15 protein-coding genes and 2 tRNA genes are annotated in these 15,992 nt (G+C 72.1%); 8 read left to right on the forward strand and 9 right to left on the reverse strand.

Going from position 1 to position 15,992, the window contains the following annotated elements; genetic code table 11:
- Positions 1 to 3 precede the first annotated feature (3 nt).
- Complete coding sequence (gene rsgA, locus ACIGXE_RS18555) at positions 4 to 1,014, forward strand: ribosome small subunit-dependent GTPase A (protein WP_399748609.1); 1,011 nt, start codon at positions 4 to 6, stop codon at positions 1,012 to 1,014.
- Between the two features lie 107 nt (positions 1,015 to 1,121).
- Positions 1,122 to 1,445 carry a DMT family transporter gene (locus ACIGXE_RS18560; protein ID WP_399748611.1) on the forward strand — a complete coding sequence of 108 codons (324 nt, stop codon included), beginning with the start codon at positions 1,122 to 1,124 and terminating at the stop codon, positions 1,443 to 1,445.
- Here ACIGXE_RS18560 and ACIGXE_RS18565 read toward each other — a convergent pair.
- Positions 1,337 to 2,017, reverse strand: coding sequence for a TetR/AcrR family transcriptional regulator (locus ACIGXE_RS18565; protein ID WP_399748613.1), 681 nt, complete (start codon positions 2,015 to 2,017; stop codon positions 1,337 to 1,339). The two genes, ACIGXE_RS18560 and ACIGXE_RS18565, sit on opposite strands and share 109 nt — an antisense overlap.
- Before the next feature lie 106 nt (positions 2,018 to 2,123).
- On the opposite strand from ACIGXE_RS18565, the gene hisN reads away from it, so the two are divergent.
- The 3 genes from hisN to ACIGXE_RS18580 all read left to right on the forward strand — a co-directional run bounded on the left by hisN (position 2,124) and on the right by ACIGXE_RS18580 (position 4,145).
- Positions 2,124 to 2,918 carry a histidinol-phosphatase gene (hisN, locus tag ACIGXE_RS18570; RefSeq protein ID WP_399748615.1) on the forward strand — a complete coding sequence of 265 codons (795 nt, stop codon included), beginning with the start codon at positions 2,124 to 2,126 and terminating at the stop codon, positions 2,916 to 2,918.
- A 175-nt stretch (positions 2,919 to 3,093) separates the two neighbouring features.
- Positions 3,094 to 3,480 carry a cyclic nucleotide-binding/CBS domain-containing protein gene (locus tag ACIGXE_RS18575; RefSeq protein ID WP_399748618.1) on the forward strand — a complete coding sequence of 129 codons (387 nt, stop codon included), beginning with the start codon at positions 3,094 to 3,096 and terminating at the stop codon, positions 3,478 to 3,480.
- Positions 3,481 to 3,725: 245 nt separating this feature from the next.
- Complete coding sequence (locus tag ACIGXE_RS18580) at positions 3,726 to 4,145, forward strand: Fur family transcriptional regulator (protein WP_399748620.1); 420 nt, start codon at positions 3,726 to 3,728, stop codon at positions 4,143 to 4,145.
- A gap of 118 nt (positions 4,146 to 4,263) precedes the next feature.
- Here ACIGXE_RS18580 and ACIGXE_RS18585 read toward each other — a convergent pair.
- The 4 genes from ACIGXE_RS18585 to ACIGXE_RS18600 form a co-directional block, all read right to left on the reverse strand.
- A tRNA-Met gene (locus ACIGXE_RS18585) sits at positions 4,264 to 4,337 on the reverse strand.
- Positions 4,338 to 4,410: 73 nt separating this feature from the next.
- A complete protein-coding gene (locus ACIGXE_RS18590) occupies positions 4,411 to 6,369 on the reverse strand; it encodes a tetratricopeptide repeat protein (protein WP_399748622.1) in 1,959 nt (652 codons plus the stop codon).
- A 183-nt stretch (positions 6,370 to 6,552) separates the two neighbouring features.
- Positions 6,553 to 6,626: transfer RNA gene (locus ACIGXE_RS18595), tRNA-Met, on the reverse strand.
- Positions 6,627 to 6,676: 50 nt separating this feature from the next.
- Complete coding sequence (locus ACIGXE_RS18600; protein WP_399748624.1) at positions 6,677 to 9,646, reverse strand: UPF0182 family protein; 2,970 nt, start codon at positions 9,644 to 9,646, stop codon at positions 6,677 to 6,679.
- A 156-nt stretch (positions 9,647 to 9,802) separates the two neighbouring features.
- Here ACIGXE_RS18600 and ACIGXE_RS18605 point away from each other — a divergent pair, with 156 nt between their 5' ends.
- Entirely contained in the window at positions 9,803 to 10,357 is a 555-nt protein-coding gene (locus ACIGXE_RS18605) for a PPA1309 family protein (protein ID WP_399748626.1), read from the forward strand.
- A gap of 17 nt (positions 10,358 to 10,374) precedes the next feature.
- On the opposite strand, the gene ACIGXE_RS18610 is transcribed toward ACIGXE_RS18605, so the two are convergent.
- The 4 genes from ACIGXE_RS18610 to ACIGXE_RS18625 all read right to left on the reverse strand — a co-directional run bounded on the left by ACIGXE_RS18610 (position 10,375) and on the right by ACIGXE_RS18625 (position 13,719).
- Complete coding sequence (locus tag ACIGXE_RS18610; protein WP_399748628.1) at positions 10,375 to 11,463, reverse strand: PDZ domain-containing protein; 1,089 nt, start codon at positions 11,461 to 11,463, stop codon at positions 10,375 to 10,377.
- A gap of 56 nt (positions 11,464 to 11,519) precedes the next feature.
- Positions 11,520 to 11,744 carry a hypothetical protein gene (locus ACIGXE_RS18615; protein ID WP_399749090.1) on the reverse strand — a complete coding sequence of 75 codons (225 nt, stop codon included), beginning with the start codon at positions 11,742 to 11,744 and terminating at the stop codon, positions 11,520 to 11,522.
- A 312-nt stretch (positions 11,745 to 12,056) separates the two neighbouring features.
- Complete coding sequence (locus tag ACIGXE_RS18620; RefSeq protein ID WP_399748631.1) at positions 12,057 to 12,530, reverse strand: molybdenum cofactor biosynthesis protein MoaE; 474 nt, start codon at positions 12,528 to 12,530, stop codon at positions 12,057 to 12,059.
- A 79-nt stretch (positions 12,531 to 12,609) separates the two neighbouring features.
- The gene (locus ACIGXE_RS18625; RefSeq protein ID WP_399748633.1) at positions 12,610 to 13,719 is read right to left on the reverse strand and encodes an SDR family oxidoreductase; all 1,110 of its coding nucleotides are present in this window, start codon (positions 13,717 to 13,719) and stop codon (positions 12,610 to 12,612) included.
- Positions 13,720 to 13,989: 270 nt separating this feature from the next.
- On the opposite strand from ACIGXE_RS18625, the gene ACIGXE_RS18630 reads away from it, so the two are divergent.
- Positions 13,990 to 15,426 (forward strand): zinc-dependent metalloprotease, encoded by a 1,437-nt coding sequence (locus ACIGXE_RS18630; protein ID WP_399748635.1) that lies wholly within the window; start codon positions 13,990 to 13,992, stop codon positions 15,424 to 15,426.
- A complete protein-coding gene (locus ACIGXE_RS18635) occupies positions 15,423 to 15,947 on the forward strand; it encodes an NUDIX hydrolase (RefSeq protein ID WP_399748636.1) in 525 nt (174 codons plus the stop codon). Before ACIGXE_RS18630 ends, ACIGXE_RS18635 begins: the two co-directional genes overlap by 4 nt.
- The last annotated feature ends 45 nt before the right edge of the window (positions 15,948 to 15,992 follow it).

Here is a 15,992-nt window from a genome sequence, read left to right on the forward strand (position 1 = left end):
GCCATGCGGCACTACGGCAAGCGCACCGACGAGGACGACATCCGCCAGCGCCCCAACCGCAAGGGCAACCGTCCCCGGACGAACATCCGCCCCAAGCACGAGGACGCCGTCGAGGGGATGGTCCTCACCGTCGACCGCGGCCGGCTGACCTGCCTGGTCGACGACCGGGTCATCCTCGCCATGAAGGCCCGCGAGCTGGGCCGCAAGGCGGCCGTGGTCGGCGACCGGGTCTCCCTGGTGGGCGACCTGTCCGGCGAGAAGGACACGCTCGCCCGGATCGTGCGGATCGGTGAGCGCAGTTCGGTGCTGCGCCGGACCGCCGACGACGACGACCCGTACGAGCGGGTGGTCGTCGCCAACGCCGACCAGTTGGCGATCGTGACCGCGCTCGCCGACCCCGAGCCGCGCCCCCGGCTGATCGACCGCTGTCTGGTCGCGGCCTACGACGGCGGGCTCGACCCGTTCCTGGTCCTGACGAAGTCGGACCTGGCGCCGCCGGAGAAGATCCTGGAGCTGTACGGCGCCCTCGACATCCCGTACGTCGTCGTCAACCGCGAGGAGTTGTACGACGGCGGGGCGGCGGACCGGGTGCGGGAGCACCTGGGCGACCGGGTGACCGCCTTCGTCGGGCACTCGGGCGTGGGCAAGACGACCCTGGTGAACGCGTTGGTGCCGGAGGAGCGGCGGCGGATCACCGGCCATGTGAACGCGGTGACCGGCCGCGGCCGGCACACCACCACCTCGGCGCTCGCCCTGCCGTTGGCCAAGGCCGACGGCTGGGTCATCGACACGCCCGGCGTGCGCTCGTTCGGGCTGCACCACGTCGACCCGTCCCGGGTCATCCACGCCTTCCCCGACCTGGAGCCGGGTACGGAGAACTGCCCGCGGGCCTGTTCGCACGACGAGGCGGACTGCGCGCTCGACGCCTGGGTCGAGGAGGGGCACGCCGATCCGGCGCGACTGTTCTCGCTGCGGCGGCTGCTCGCCACCCGGGAGCGCCGCGAAGGGGACTGACGGCGCGTCACGGCGCTCGCTCACGTTTGCGGATGCGGACTCCTGGTAAGTGCATAATCGCACCAAGTGCGACGAAGCAGTCACCGACGGCGTGGGAGGCACTGACGATGGCGTGGCTGCTGGTGGTGGTCGCCGGGCTCCTCGAAACGGGGTTCGCGGTGTGCCTCAAGCTCTCGCACGGCTTCACCCGGCTGTGGCCGACCGTCGCGTTCGCCTGCTTCGCGCTCGGCAGCTTCGGTCTGCTGACGCTCGCGCTGCGCAGGCTCGACGTCGGCCCCGCCTACGCCGTGTGGACCGGGATCGGGGCCGCGGGGACGGCGATCTACGGCATGGTGTTCCTCGGCGACCTGGTGTCCACGCTCAAGATCGTCTCGATCACGCTGGTGATCGTGGGCGTCATCGGCCTCCAGCTGTCCGGTTCCGCGCACTGAGCCATCGCCTGCGCGGAGGCCACGACGTACGAGAGGGCGAGCCGCAGCGCCAGTTCGCAGGAGCGGACGGCGGCCTCGGGATCGTCCGCGAGCAGCGCCGCCGCCCGGTCCCTGGCCTGGACGAGCAGCTCGCCCGGTGACGGCACGCCGGCGTCGGCGCGCCGCTGCTCGGGTACGGCGGCGGCGCGGGCCCCGGCGCGCGCGGGCCGCGGGACGGGCAGCCGCTCGCCCCAGGCGCCGGTGAGCAGGGCACGGAGCACGGGCCGGGCGGCGGCCGCGGCGACGGTCCACTCGGCGACGGCGACCAGTCGGCGGCCGGGCGGCCCCGGCTCGGCGAGGACGGTCTCGACGCCCCGCAGATAGTGGTCGGCCTCGCGCCGGACCAGGGCGCGGGCCAGCCCTTCCTTGCTGCCGAACTCGTTGTAGAGGGTCTGCCGGGAGACCCGCGCGGCGGCGGCCACGTCCACCATCCGCACCGCGGACCAGGGCAGCGCGCCGAGGGCCGCGAGGGCCGTGTCGAGCAGCGCCTCTCGGGCGGTCGGCGCCCTCGGAGGCTTACGGGCAGTCGGCATCGTCGCCTCCCGGCCAGGTCGGTTCTGCGCACAGCGTTGACGCGTGACCACGCACTGTCAAGGCCCGGCGCCGGCCGACCCCTGTCCGGGGGATAGAGTTTCGACCATGGCCGATTACCACGACGATCTGCGTCTCGCCCATGTCCTCGCGGATGCCGCGGACGCGGCCACCATGGACCGGTTCCAGGCGCTCGACCTGAAGGTCGAGACGAAGCCCGACATGACCCCGGTCAGCGAGGCCGACCGGGCCGCCGAGGAGCTGATCCGCGGTCAGTTGCAGCGCGCCAGGCCGCGGGACGCGATCCTCGGCGAGGAGTACGGCGTCGAGGGCACCGGCCCGCGCCGCTGGGTGATCGACCCGATCGACGGCACCAAGAACTACGTGCGCGGGGTGCCCGTGTGGGCGACCCTGATCGCGCTCATGGAGGCCGGGGAGACCGGTTTCCAGCCGGTGGTGGGCGTCGTGTCGGCGCCCGCGCTCGGCCGTCGCTGGTGGGCGGCGAAGGGGCTCGGCGCGTACACCGGCCGCAGCCTGGCCTCGGCGACCCGGATCGGGGTGTCGAAGGTCGGCCGCCTGGAGGACGCCTCGTTCGCGTACTCCAGCCTGACCGGCTGGGAGGAGCTCGGCCGGCTCGACAACTTCCTCGACCTCGGCCGCGCGGTGTGGCGCACCCGGGCGTACGGCGACTTCTGGCCGTACATGATGGTGGCCGAGGGTTCGGTCGACATCTGCGCGGAGCCGGAGCTGTCGCTGTGGGACATGGCGGCCGTCGCGATCGTCGTCCAGGAGGCGGGCGGCACCTACACCGGCCTGGACGGCCGGCACGGCCCGCACAGCGGCAATGCGGCGGCGTCCAACGGACTGCTGCACGGCGAGCTGCTCAGCTACCTGGGCGGCTGACCGCCCGGGCCGGATGACCCGGGGCCGGATCCCGACCGGCGCCCTCCGCGGGGCGCGCGTGCGCCCTCGCGCGCCATGCGCGCCCTCTTGTTGGGTGCCCGTCCTGCTGTCACTCTGAGACTCCCCCCATTTGTGAACTTGTGAAAGAGTTCTCGAACAGGAGGTGGTCCCCTTCATGCTCGTCCGAGACGCCATGAGCACGGTGGTCCTCACCATCGGCCCGGCCCACACCCTCCGCCAGGCGGCGCGCCTGATGTCGGCGCGACGCGTCGGCGCGGCGATCGTCCTCGACACCGACACCAGCGGGCTCGGAATCCTGACCGAGCGCGACATCCTCAACGCCATCGGCCGGGACCGGGATCCCGACCACGAGACCGCCGACGCCCACACCACCCGCGACGTCGTCTTCGCCGCCTCGACCTGGACACTGGAGGAGGCCGCGGACGCGATGACCCGCGGCGGATTCCGCCACCTCGTGGTCCTCGACGACCACGGCCCGGTGGGCATCGTCTCCGTGCGCGACATCATCCGCTGCTGGACACCGGACCGCCTGCCCGTCTGACGGCGGCCCGGGGCATGAAAGAGGGCCGGGCCCCGTACGGTACGGGGTCCGGCCCTCTCCTCCTCAGCAGGCGCTCCCGGCCACGGAGGGCCTGGACCGCGGCGTCGAGCCGCCTGCCGAAGTGGCCTTCTCGTCCTCGGACATCAGGCGGAAGTCGATCCTACAATGGACATTGTCCAAGTCAATCCCCCGTCCAATATCACATCGGTTCGGGACTCGCTTGCGGCGGCTGTTACCCTGACCCCATGAGTGACCTGTTGGAACGACTGCGCGGCCGCGGCTGGCGGATGACCGCGCAGCGTCGTGTCGTGGCCGAGGTGCTCGACGGCGATCACGTGCACCTGACCGCCGACGAGGTGCACGCCCGCGCCGTGGAGCGCCTGCCGGAGATCTCGCGGGCCACCGTCTACAACACGCTGGGCGAGATGGTCACGCTCGGCGAGGTCCTCGAGGTCGCGACGGACGGCCGCGCCAAGCGGTACGACCCGAACGCCCACCGGCCGCACCAGCACCTGGTCTGCGCCCGCTGCGGCGCGATCCGCGACGTCCACCCGGCGGGCAACCCGCTGGCCGACCTCCCCGACTCGGAGCGCTTCGGCTTCACGGTCTCGGACGTCGAGGTCACCTACCGGGGCATCTGCCCGAGCTGCGCCACCACGGCCTGACCCCGCACGACACGAAGCCCCCGCCGACGGCGGGGGCTTTCCCGTCTCCCGCGCGACGGGGCCGAGGAACGACGAAGGCCCGGATCCGTCTCCGGATCCGGGCCTTCGTGCTACTGAGTAGCGGGGACAGGATTTGAACCTGCGACCTCTGGGTTATGAGCCCAGCGAGCTACCGAGCTGCTCCACCCCGCGTCGGTGAACCCAACCTTACGGGACCGTTCGGAGCAGAGCAAATCGGTTCAGCGGGTGAACCATGTGAGCCGCGTTACGCCGTGAGCTCCTGGTGCAGCGCCTCGCTCAGCCGTGCCGCCCGCTCCGCCACCTCCGCCGGGCCGAGCTCCACCGCGCGGGCGCACCAGCGGCGCCCCTCGGCGAGCTCCCCGCGGCGCGCAGCGAGCAGGCCGAGCCGGAGCGCGGCCCGGCCGTGGCCGGCGTGCGCGGCGCGGGTCCACCACAGGGCGGCCTCGCGCTCGCCGCCCTCGCGGGCGAGCAGCAGCCCCAGGTTGAAGGCGCCGTTGCGGGAGCCGGCCTCGGCCGCCTCCCGGTACCAGCGGGCCGCCTCCGCCACGTCGCCGCGGCCGGCGGCGAGCATCCCGACCCGCACCTGGGCCCGGCGGTGTCCCTGCTCGGCGGCGCGCTCGTACCACTCCTCGCACTCGCTCTTCTCCTCGCGCGGGGCGCCGAGGGCCGGAGGGCCGGGCGCCGGGCGGCGCGCGTCGAGCACCGAGGCGAGCCGGAAGGCCGCCTCCGCGCTGCCACCGCCCGCCGCGCACCGCAGATGGCGCTCGGCGGCCTGCTCGTCGCCGTCGCGCAGGTACGCGATGCCGACCTGAAGGGCGGCCTCGGTGTGCCCGGCGGCGGCGGCGCGCTCGTACCAGCTCAGCGCGGTGCGGTCGTCGTCGCGTCCGGCGTGCAGGATGCCGAGGTTGAACGCGGCGTCGACGCTGCCGGCCTCGGCGGCCTTGGAGAACCACGGCTCGGCGCCGTTGGCGTCCCCGGCCTGGAGCAGCAGGACGGCGAGCGCGTTGGCGGCCTCGCGGTGGCCGGCGTAGGCGGCCCGCCGGTACCACTGCTCGGCCTGCGCGGTGCGCTCCTGGGCGGCGCAGAGCAGCCCGAGGTTGTAGGCGCCGTTCACGTCGCCCGCGTCCATGGCCGCGCGGTACCAGCGCTCGGCGGTCTGCTGCTCACCGCGGGCGGCGTGCAGCGCGCCGAGCGCGTTGGCGGCGTTGCCGTCGCCGTCCTGGGCGGCGCGCAGCCACCACACGGCGGCGCTCTCCTCGTCGCCCGCGTCGCGCAGCAGGAAGCCGAGCGCGCAGGCGGCCTTGGCCTCACCGTCCTTGGCGGAGGTCAGGTACCAGCGGCCGGCCTCCTTGAGCTCACCGCGCTTCTCCAGGAGCGCGCCGAGGTGCAGGGCGGCCCGGCGGTGACCGCGCGCGGCGGCCTGCCGGAACCACTGCTCGGCCTCGGCGAGCCCGCCCTTGGGCGGCGTGGGCTCGGGCGCGGCGGACCGGGGCGCGGGAGCCGCCTTGGCGGCGCCGGGCGCGTCGGCGGCCGAGGTGCGCAGGCCGGTGGCCGTGTCGTACGCGTGCGGGCCGCGGGCCGGCTCCGTGGCGCGCCGCTCCAGGGCGAGGGCGAGCCGGTACGCGGCCTCGCGGTGGCCCTGCTCGGCAGCGGCGCGCAGCCAGCGCTCGGCGCCGACGTCGCTGCGGTGCTCCAGGAGGTCGGCGAGGGCGTAGGCACCCAGGGCGTGCCCCTGCTCGGCCGACTGGCGCAGCCAGTACTCGGCGCCGGGCTCGTCGCCGCGCTCACGGTGGTGGCGCCCGAGGGCGTGCGCGGCGGGTGCGGAGCCGGCGACGGCGGCGACCCGCCACCAGCCGGCTGCCTCGTCCGGGTAGCCCCGCTGGTGCAGCAGGACGCCCAGGTTGTTGGCGGCGGCGCGGTCGCCCTGTGCGGTGGCCCCGCGCAGATACGGCTCGGCGCCGTCCAGGTCGCCGCGGCGCAGCAGCAGTGCGCCGAGGACGCTCATGGCTGCGGCGTCACCGCTCTCGGCGGCGCGCCGGTGGCGGGCCTCGGTCTCGGCCTCGGTCTCGTTCTCGGCAGTGGTGTCGACGGCCTCATCGACGGCCCCCGCGGCCTCGATGATCTCGTCTGCGGCGTTTCCGGAATGCCGCTGCACAAACCGCCCTGTCTCCAACAGAGTTGCCCTGTCCCCCATAAATACCATCGTCGCACCACCTGCAACCCGCGTACACCTCGTATACCGCAGCCAGTGAGGTCACTTCAGCGTTTTGTCGACATGCCCACAGAGAGACAAGTCAAACACGTCTCGCGTCAACTCACCCCATCCATACCGCTCTTCGGGGCACGACGAAGGCCCGGATCCATTGGATCCGGGCCTTGTCCGCAGTAGCGGGGACAGGATTTGAACCTGCGACCTCTGGGTTATGAGCCCAGCGAGCTACCGAGCTGCTCCACCCCGCGTCGTTGTGTTCACACGCTATCACGACGCGGGGGCAGCGCTTGACCGCTGATCAGCCTGCCGGGGCGGCCGGCGGACTCGCCGAGGTGCTGGGGGTCGCCTTCGGCCCGGGCCCGGTCCCGCCGGTGCCCGTCCCGCTCTGGAGCTTCGCTCCGGCGTCGGCCGCCCGCTTGAGCGCGTCCTGCAGGGCGTCCTGTGCCTTGCCGTAGGCCGCCCAGTCGCCCTTCTGCAGCGCCGCCTCGCCGTCGTCGTACGCCTTCTGCGCGTCCGCGATGGCCTGCTTCAGCGCGGCGTCGTTCGTCGTCGGGGGCGTCGGGGGCTTGGTGGTGCCCGGCGGCTGGGTCGTCGGCGGGGCGGTGCCCTCGACGCCGAACACCGCGTTCAGCGCGGCCGTCAGGTTGTCCTCGAACACCGTGGTGTCCTTGGTGGTGTCCCCTTCCGGCTGGTCCGCGTCCACGTACGACACCGCGACCTTCTTGAGCAGCGGGTACGGCAGGTTGCGGCCCTGGGCGTAGACCGGCTCCACGTACAGGAAGCCGCCGTCCAGCGGCACCGTGAGCAGGTTGCCGTAGAGGATGTCGGAGTCGGCACCCTTCATGTCACGGACGAACGTGGCCACGGACGGGAGGCTGTTGAGCTTGTTCTGGACCTGCTGGGGGCCCGGCACGTCCTCCCCGACCCTCAAGAGCCTTATCCGCCCGTAGTCCTTGCTGTTGGCGTCGGCGTCCACCGCCATGAACCCGCCCAGGTTGGGCCGGCCGTTCGGGGTGAACGTCGTCGTCAGCGAGAAGCGCTGGGACTGGTCCCCGGGCATCTTGATGCTCAGGTAGTACGGCGGAACCGCGTTGCCGTCCTTGTTGGTCGGGTCGTCCGGCACCTGCCAGGCGTCCGAGCCGCTGTAGAACTGCGCCGGGTCCTGCACGTGGTAGCGCGTGAGCAGTTCACGCTGGACCTTGAACATGTCCTGCGGGTAGCGCAGGTGCGCCATCAGCTCGGGGTTGATCTCGGAGCGCGGCTTCACCGTGTCCGGGAAGGCCTTCATCCACGTCTTGAGGACCGGGTCCTTCGTGTCCCACTGGTAGAGGTTCACCGTGCCGTCGTAGGCGTCGACGGTGGCCTTCACCGAGTTGCGGATGTAGTTGACCTGGTTCTGCTGGGCGACCACCGCGCGCTGCTGGTTGCCGACCGTCAGGGCGTCGGCCGTGCTCTCGCCCAGCGTCGTACGGGAGGCGTACGGGTAGCCGTTGGTGGTGGTGTACGCGTCGACGATCCACTGGATGCGCCCGTTCACGACCGCCGGGTAGGCGTCGCCGTCGATGGTCAGCCACGGCGCGACGGCCTCGACCCGCTCCTTGGGGGTGCGGTTGTAGAGGATCCGCGAACCGTCGCCGATGGCCCCCGAGTAGAGGATCTGCGGCTCGCTGAACGCGACCGCGTAGGCGGCCCGGTTGAAGGCGTTGGAGAGGTTGACCCCGCTCTTGCCCGCGTAGCTGGTGGTCTTCTCGCCGTTCTCCTCGTAGTCGAGCTCCTTCTGGGGCCCGCCCACGATCGAGTACTGGTCGGTCTTCTCGCCGTAGTAGACGCGCTGCTCGTACGGGCCGAGCTGGCCCGTCGTCGGCAGGCCCTGCTCGGTGAAGACCGGGGAGCCGTTGGCGTCCGTCTGCGTACCCGTGGCCATGATCGCGCCGTAGCCGTGGGTGTAGGTGAAGTGGTCGTTGATCCAGTTCCGCTTCGGAATGCCCCGGATGTTGAGCTCACGCAGACCGACCACGGTGTCCTTGCCCTGGTAGCGGTCCACGTCGAGGGTCAGCGGGAACTGGTAGTACTTCCGCTTCTGCTCCAGCTGCTGGAAGGTCGGCGACACGATGTTCGGGTCGACGAGCCGGTAGCTGGCGGCCGTGTCGGCGTCGGCGCGGAGCTGGTCCTTGGCCTTGACCGTGGACTTGCCCGAGTACTCCTCCGGCTTGGTGGAGTCGATGGCGTAGGCCTTGCGCGTCGCGTCGATGTTCTTCTTGATGTACGGCGCTTCCTTGGCCTGCTCGTTCGGCTGGACCTGGAACTTCTGCACGATGGCCGGGTACAGGCCGCCGATCAGGATCGCCGAGAGCACCATCAGACCGAAGCCGATCACCGGCAGCTGCCAGGTGCGCCGCCACAGGGTGGCGAAGAACAGCACCGCGCAGATCACGGCGATGCAGAACAGGATCGTCTTCGCCGGCAGATACGCGTTGGCGTCCACGTACCGCAGGCCGGTCCAGTTGCCGGTCGCCTTGAAGTCGCTGGACTTCACGGCCAGGCCGTACCGGTCGAGCCAGTACGCCACGGCCTTGAGGGAGACGAAGACGCCGAGCAGCACCGAGAGGTGTCCGGTGGCGGCGGCCGTCGCGCGGCCGCCCGGGCTGGTGATCCGCAGACCGCCGTACAGGTAGTGCGTGAGGGCGGCGGCGATCAGCGACAGGATCGTGGCGGCGAAGCCGAAGGCCAGCAGGAAGCGGTACCAGGGCAGGTCGAACGCGTAGAACGCCACGTCCAGCTGGAACTGCGGGTCCTTCTCGCCGAACGAGACCCCGTTCACCCACATCAGCCAGGTGCGCCACTGGCCGGAGGCGGAGGCGCCGGCGATCAGGCCCACCAGGGCGGTGACGGCGATCAGCACCCACTTCTTGAAGGGCGCGAGCCCCATCCGGTACCGGTCGAGGCTCTGCTGCTCCAGCGACATCGCGCTCAGCGGCGGCCGCAGCCGGTACGCCAGCCAGATGTTCAGGCCGACGGCCAGCGCCATGAGCAGACCGAAGACCAGGAAGAGGCCGATCTTCGTCCAGAGCGTGGTGGTGAACACGGACGAGTAGTGGACCGAGCGGAACCACAGCCAGTCCGTCCAGAACCCGGCGAACATCACGAACGCCATGGCGAGGACGGCGAGGACGCCCAGCGTCATCAGCAGCGTACGGGCGCGCCGGGAGGGCCGGCCGACCCTGATCCTTGGCCCGGAAGGACCTGTGCCGCCTCCGCGGTCCGGCATCTGGAAAGCCAACGTGCGCCCCTCGAGGTTGATGCGTGAGAACGGTGCGTTCACTGCGTTCTAAGCAGGCTCCGCGATCGTAGAGCCCACTGATGCAACTTACTGAGGCTTTACCTAGTTCCCGTCTCCCGGGAAAGACGAGGCAGGATATTGCTCATGTCCAACGTTTCCCCCTCCGGCCCTCCGATGGCCGCGAGCCCCCTCACCCGCGCCGTGCTCGAGATCGACGAGTACGCGTCCGGCCTCGGCTGGGACCGGCCGGCCCGGCTGTTCGCCCTCGTCGACTCCGCCAGGCTGCGCGCCCAGGAGCCCCGGCTCGCCGCCCAGCTGGGTGTCGGCGGCGACGACACCACCGCGTACACACCGATCGAGCAGGAGGAGCTGCCGGCCGGCAAGCCCCTCGACGAGTTCCTCGGCACCATCGCCTGGCCCGACGCCGTGGCCGGCTGCGCGCTCACGGTGGAGCGTCTGATGCTGCCGCCGTCGGCGGAGGCCGCCGTGCCGAAGGGCCTGAACGAGGCCGGGCTCGCTAAGTGGGTGGCCGCTCACCCCGACCGCCAGGAGGTGCGGATGACCGTGGCCGTGCTGCGGGACGGGGCCCGCGAGGCGGCGATCCGGCTGCGCGAGAAGGACTCGCCGAACGAGGTGCTCACCGGCCCCGACCTGGTGCCGGGGCTCGCGGACGCGCTGGCGGCGACCTTCGCGTCGTAGGCCGCCGCCCGCCGGGCTCAGCCGTGGGAGCAGCTGGGCAGGGACGCCGTGTCGCCCCTGCGCAGCTTCTCCAGCGACTTCGTCGCGTCGTCGATGGTGTTCACCTTGACGAGGGTGAGGCCGTCGGGGGTGTCCGCGGCGGCCGCGGCGCAGTTCTCGGCCGGGGTGAGGAAGTACCGGGCGCCGGCCTTGCGGGCGCCGACCAGCTTCATCTCGATGCCGCCGATCGGGCCGACCTTGCCCTTGTCGTCGATGGTGCCGGTGCCGGCGACGAACTTGCCGCCGGTGAGCGACTCCGGGGTGAGCTTGTCGACGATGCCGAGCGCGAACATCAGGCCGGCGCTGGGGCCGCCGACGTCGGCGAGCTTGATGTCGATGGTGAACGGGAAGACGTGGTCGGTGCCGGCCTGGATGCCGACGATGGCCCGGTCGCCCTCCTCCGACCTGGTGGTCGTGATGACCACCTTCCGGGTGGTGGTGGCGTCCTTGTGGGCCTTCTCCGCCGCGGCGGCCTCCTTGGCCGGGACGATCGTGAAGACCACGTCCTGGCCCGGCTTGCGCTGGGTGACCAGCTTCGACACGTCGCCGGGCTCCTTGACGGCCGTGCCGTCCACGGCGCGGATCACGTCGCCCGCGTGCAGCTCCCCCTCGGCGGGGGTGCCCTTGACGACGGTCGCGACGACCACGCGGGTGGTGACCGGGATGCCCAGCTCCTTCAGGGCGGCGACCTTGGCGCTCTCCTGGGACTGGCTGAACTCCTCGGCGTTCTCCTGGCTCGACTGCTCCTCGGTCTTGCCGTCCGGGTAGAGCGTGTCGTGCGGGACCACGACGCTGTCGTGGGCGAGCCAGCCGTAGACCGCCTCGACGGCGTTCATCTTGTAGTCCGCGCTGGTGACCCGAACGGTGGTCATGTTGAGGTTGCCGGTGGTCGGGTACGTCTGGTGACCGGAGATCTGCAGGACCGGCTCGCCGCGTGCCTCACCGAGGGTGTTCACCGTGGGGCCGGGGCTCATCTCCGAGTACGGCACCGGAATGAGGACGCCGACACAGAGCAGCGTGATCAGGACCAGGGTGGAGGCGAGCATCGTCGCGGTGCGGCGTGGCATGGAACGACAGTACGGGACCGGCCTGTGAGTGCACCCCCGGGGCGGTCCGTACGGGATCAGCCGGTGGTCGCCGCCGGGGTGGTCTCACGCTCCGGGCGGACGGAAGCGGAGGCGGGGGTGGTCGTGGTGGCGTGGGACCGCTCCATGGCGTCCCGGAAGCGCGCATAGCCCGCCAGCTCGGCGACGTCACCGATGGTCTTGTTCCGCGAAGCCCAGCTTCCCCATATCGCCGCGCCGACGACTGCGAAAACCGGAATCAGCAACCAGGCGAGCGCTGCCATCCCGACCTCCCATCCCCAATGATCCTCAAGTGAGTTGATCAGCAGATTATTCATCCGCGAGACCAACGCTCACGCCTGGGGGGCGGTTACGCAAATCGGGGCGTTCGACTACACCTGGTCGGCGTGGCGCCTTGCGGCCGAAGGAGGTAAAGGCGAGCCCTCAGCAGGCCCGTCCGGCGGGCGCTCAGCAGGCGCCGACCCTCCCCCAGCCTTCGGCCGGGGGCACCCCCAGACCGTCGGGCAGGCGCTCAGCAGGCCCCCACCCTCCCCCAGCCTTCGGCCGGGGGCACCCCCAGACCGTCGGGCAGGCGCTCAGCAGGCCCCCACCCACTCCTCGGTGCCGTCCGAGAACTTCTGGTGCTTCCAGATCGGGACCTCGTGCTTCAGGTCGTCGATCAGCTTGCGGCAGGCCTCGAAGGCCTCGCCGCGGTGCGGGCAGGAGACCGCGACGACCACCGCGAGGTCACCCACATGGAGGTCGCCCACCCGGTGGACGGCGGCCAGGGCTCGGACCGGGTAGTTCGCGACGACCTTCTCCGCGACACGGCGGAGCTCGGCCTCGGCGGTGGGGTGGCAGGAGTAGCCGAGCGCGTCGACGTCGGCGCCGCCGTCGTGGTTGCGCACGGTGCCCACGAACAGGGTCGTACCGCCGGCCGCGTCGTCGCCGACCGCGCGGAAGACCTCGTCGACCGAGAGCGGGGTGTCACGGATCGCGAGGAGCTTGATCGGGTCGTCCGCGGCCCGCTCGCCGGGGTGGTCGTCGGCGTGGGCGTGCATGTCTGCCATGCCATCCATCGTGCCGTACGGCACCGACAGCGCGGAATAGCGTTTTCCACCGGCCGGCCGGAATCTCCGTAGGAGGGTCCTACAGGCCGCGCCGCTTCCGCATCTGCCGGACCAGGGCCGCCGTGCCGAGCAGCGCCACCGTGGCACCGGCCGCGCCCGCGGCCGTCGCGTCCTTGCGGCCGAGGCGACGCCCCGCGACGGTGTGCCGGCCCTGGACCTCCTCCAGGAGCGCGGCCAGCACCTCCTCGTTGGTCCACTGCGGCCGCCAGCCGGCGTCGTGCAGCCGGCCGACGCTGACCACCCAGGGGTGCATCGTGTAGGCGAGGTCGCCCGCGGGGGACGGGGTGAGGCCGATCCGGTGCAGCCGGGCCGCCGCGCCGAGGGCCACGGCCGAGGGCAGCTCCATGCGCCGGATGCCCGACAGCTCCTCGACCTCCTCCTGCTCCAGCCAGCCGTCGCAGCCCACCGCGAACTCGCCGTCGACCTTCTCCAGGGCCGCGTACTCCAGCGCGCTGACCAGGTCGTCCACGTGGCAGAACTGCCAGGTGGGGCGCGATCCGGCGACGACGAGGAGGCGCGGCGACTCGAAGTAGCGGGTCAGCGCCGTGTCCGTGCCGCCGACCAGGATCGCGGGACGGACCACGGTCACGTTGAGCCCGGGGTGGGCGCGCGGGGCGCGCCGGGCGAGCCGCTCGATCTCCAGGAGGTCGCCGACGCCGGTGGCCTCGGCGGTGGCGCGCAGCTCGGCGTCCTCGGAGAGCGGGATGTCGTTGTCCGGCAGCGCGCCGTAGACCATCGCGGAGGTGCACAGCACCACCCGGTGCACCCCGGCCGCGGCGGCGGCCGTCAGGACGGTCTGTGTGCCGCGCACGTTGAAGGCGGTGCGCGCGGCCGGGTCGGTCTCCAGGTCGAGGTCGACCGCGAGGTGCACGACGACGTCCGCGCCCCGCAGCTTCTCGGCGATGGCCGGGTCGCGCACGTCGAGGATGTGCCACTGCGCCTCCGACACCTCGCCGCGGCGTTCGTCGATGGCGATGACCTGCTTGATCTCCTCGGACGCGGCGAGGCGCCGGGTCAGCAGGTCGCCGATGCCGGACGCGGCACCGGTGACCGCGACGACGGGGCCGCGCGCGGCGGACCTGGTTGAGGGGTTTCGCGCTCCGCGAACCTGAGGATCTGGGGAACTCACCGGGCGTCTCCAGCGGTTGTCTTCAGTACGTACCCGAATGACGCGTACGTACCAGGTGGCGTCCATCCTGCCGCAGGCCACGGCCCGGCGGAGCACCGAGCCCGGATCCGGTGCGGATGTCGGGTGGTGGCTCGCCGGTCGGGCCGGGTCGCGGGCCCGGCCCGACCGGCGAACCACCACCTACGCTGGTGGTGTGGAGTCGGGGAGGCGAGCCGAGCCGAGAACCCGCCGTCGGTATCACGCCGGCGGCCCTACGAGCCGAGGAAACCTGTGAGTGACACCCCATTCGGATTCGGCCTTCCGCCGGAGGAGCCGGAGAACGGCGACGAAGGCAAGAAGAAGGACCCCGCCGGAGGTGGCCAGGGGTCCGGTGGTCAGGGCGGCGGCGATCCGTTCGGTTTCGGCGGGCTGCCCGGGATGGGCGGACCGGGCGGCGCGGACAATCCGTTCGCGGCGATGTTCGGCTCGCTGAACCCCCAGGACCTGGGGGCGGCCTTCCAGCAGCTCGGCCAGATGCTCAGCTACGAGGGCGGGCCGGTCAACTGGGACATGGCCAAGCAGATCGCGCGCCAGGTGGTGGCGCAGGGCACGTCCGACGGCACCAAGGACGCGAGCGTCGGCCCGGCCGAGCGGTCCGCGGTCGAGGAGGCGGTGCGCCTGGCCGACCTGTGGCTGGACCAGGTGACCTCGCTGCCCTCGGGCGCGAGCACCGCCGTGGCGTGGAGCCGCGCCGAGTGGGTCGAGGCGACGCTGCCGGCCTGGCAGCAGCTGGTCGACCCGGTCGCCGAGCGGGTCGGCGCGGCGATGGGCGACGTGCTGCCGCAGGAGATGCAGGCCATGGCGGGCCCGCTGATCGGCATGATGCGCTCCATGGGCGGCGCCATGTTCGGCCAGCAGATCGGGCAGGCCGTGGGCGTGCTCGCGGGCGAGGTCGTCGGTTCGACGGACGTCGGCCTGCCGCTGGGCCCGGCCGGCAAGGCGGCGCTGCTGCCGCTGAACGTGGCGGCCTTCGGCAAGGACCTGGGCGTCCCGGCGGACGAGGTGCGGCTGTACCTGGCCCTGCGCGAGGCCGCTCACCAGCGCCTCTTCGCGCATGTGCCGTGGCTGCGCTCGCATCTGTTCGGCGCCGTCGAGGGCTATGCGCGGGGCATCAAGGTCGACACCTCCAAGCTGGAGGAGGCGGTGGGCCAGCTGGACCCGACGCACCCCGAGCAGCTGCAGGAGGCACTCCAGCAGGGCATGTTCCAGCCGGAGGACACACCGGAGCAGAAGGCGGCCCTGGCCCGTCTGGAGACGGCGCTCGCGCTGGTCGAGGGCTGGGTGGACGCGGTGGTGCACGAGGCCGCCAAGGCACGGCTGACCTCGGCGGACGCGATGCGCGAGACGCTGCGCCGGCGCCGGGCGACGGGCGGCCCCGCGGAGCAGACCTTCGCCACCCTGATCGGTCTGGAGCTGCGCCCGCGCCGGCTGCGCGACGCCTCGCGCCTGTGGGCCTCGCTGACGGACGCCCGCGGGGTGGACGGCCGGGACGGCCTGTGGGAGCACCCGGACATGCTGCCGACGGCGACCGACCTGGACGACCCGGACGGCTTCGTGCACCGCGAGCACATGGACTTCTCCGAGCTCGACAAGATGCTGGGCGAGGCCGCCAGGGGTGACGGCGGGAACGCCGAGGGCAAGGGCGACGGCGAGGGCGACAAGGAGTGAGCCTGTACGACGACGCGGTCCTGGTACTGAAGGAGTACGGGGACCAGCCGGAGCTCCGTGACGTCTACCTGGAGCACCTCTCGGCCCATCCGGACGGCATGTACAAGCCCTGCCAGGCGGGTCACCTCACCAGCAGCGCGCTGGTGATCGACCCCTCGCGCGGGCGGGTGCTGCTGACCCTGCACAAGAAGCTGGGCATGTGGCTGCAGATGGGTGGCCACTGCGAGGCGGGGGACGCGACGCTGGAGGAGGCGGCGCTGCGCGAGGCCCGCGAGGAGTCGGGGATCGAGACGGGTCTGACACTGCTGCCGGGCGGCCCGGTGCGGCTCGACCGGCATCCGATCCCGGCGCCCTGCCACTGGCACCTGGACGTGCAGTACGCGGCGCTGGCGCCGGCGGACGCGGTGGCGGAGATCAGCGACGAGTCGCTGGACCTGCGCTGGTTCGCGTACGACGAGGTGGCGGGCGTGGCGGACACCTCGGTGGTCCGGCTCCTGGAGAACACGCTGAGGCGGCTGTAGCGCCGATCGGCGGAGGCGTAGCGGTAAGGGGCGGTCGCCGTAGCG

Source organism: Streptomyces sp. NPDC053431 (assembly GCF_044544925.1).
Taxonomy (GTDB): domain Bacteria; phylum Actinomycetota; class Actinomycetes; order Streptomycetales; family Streptomycetaceae; genus Streptomyces.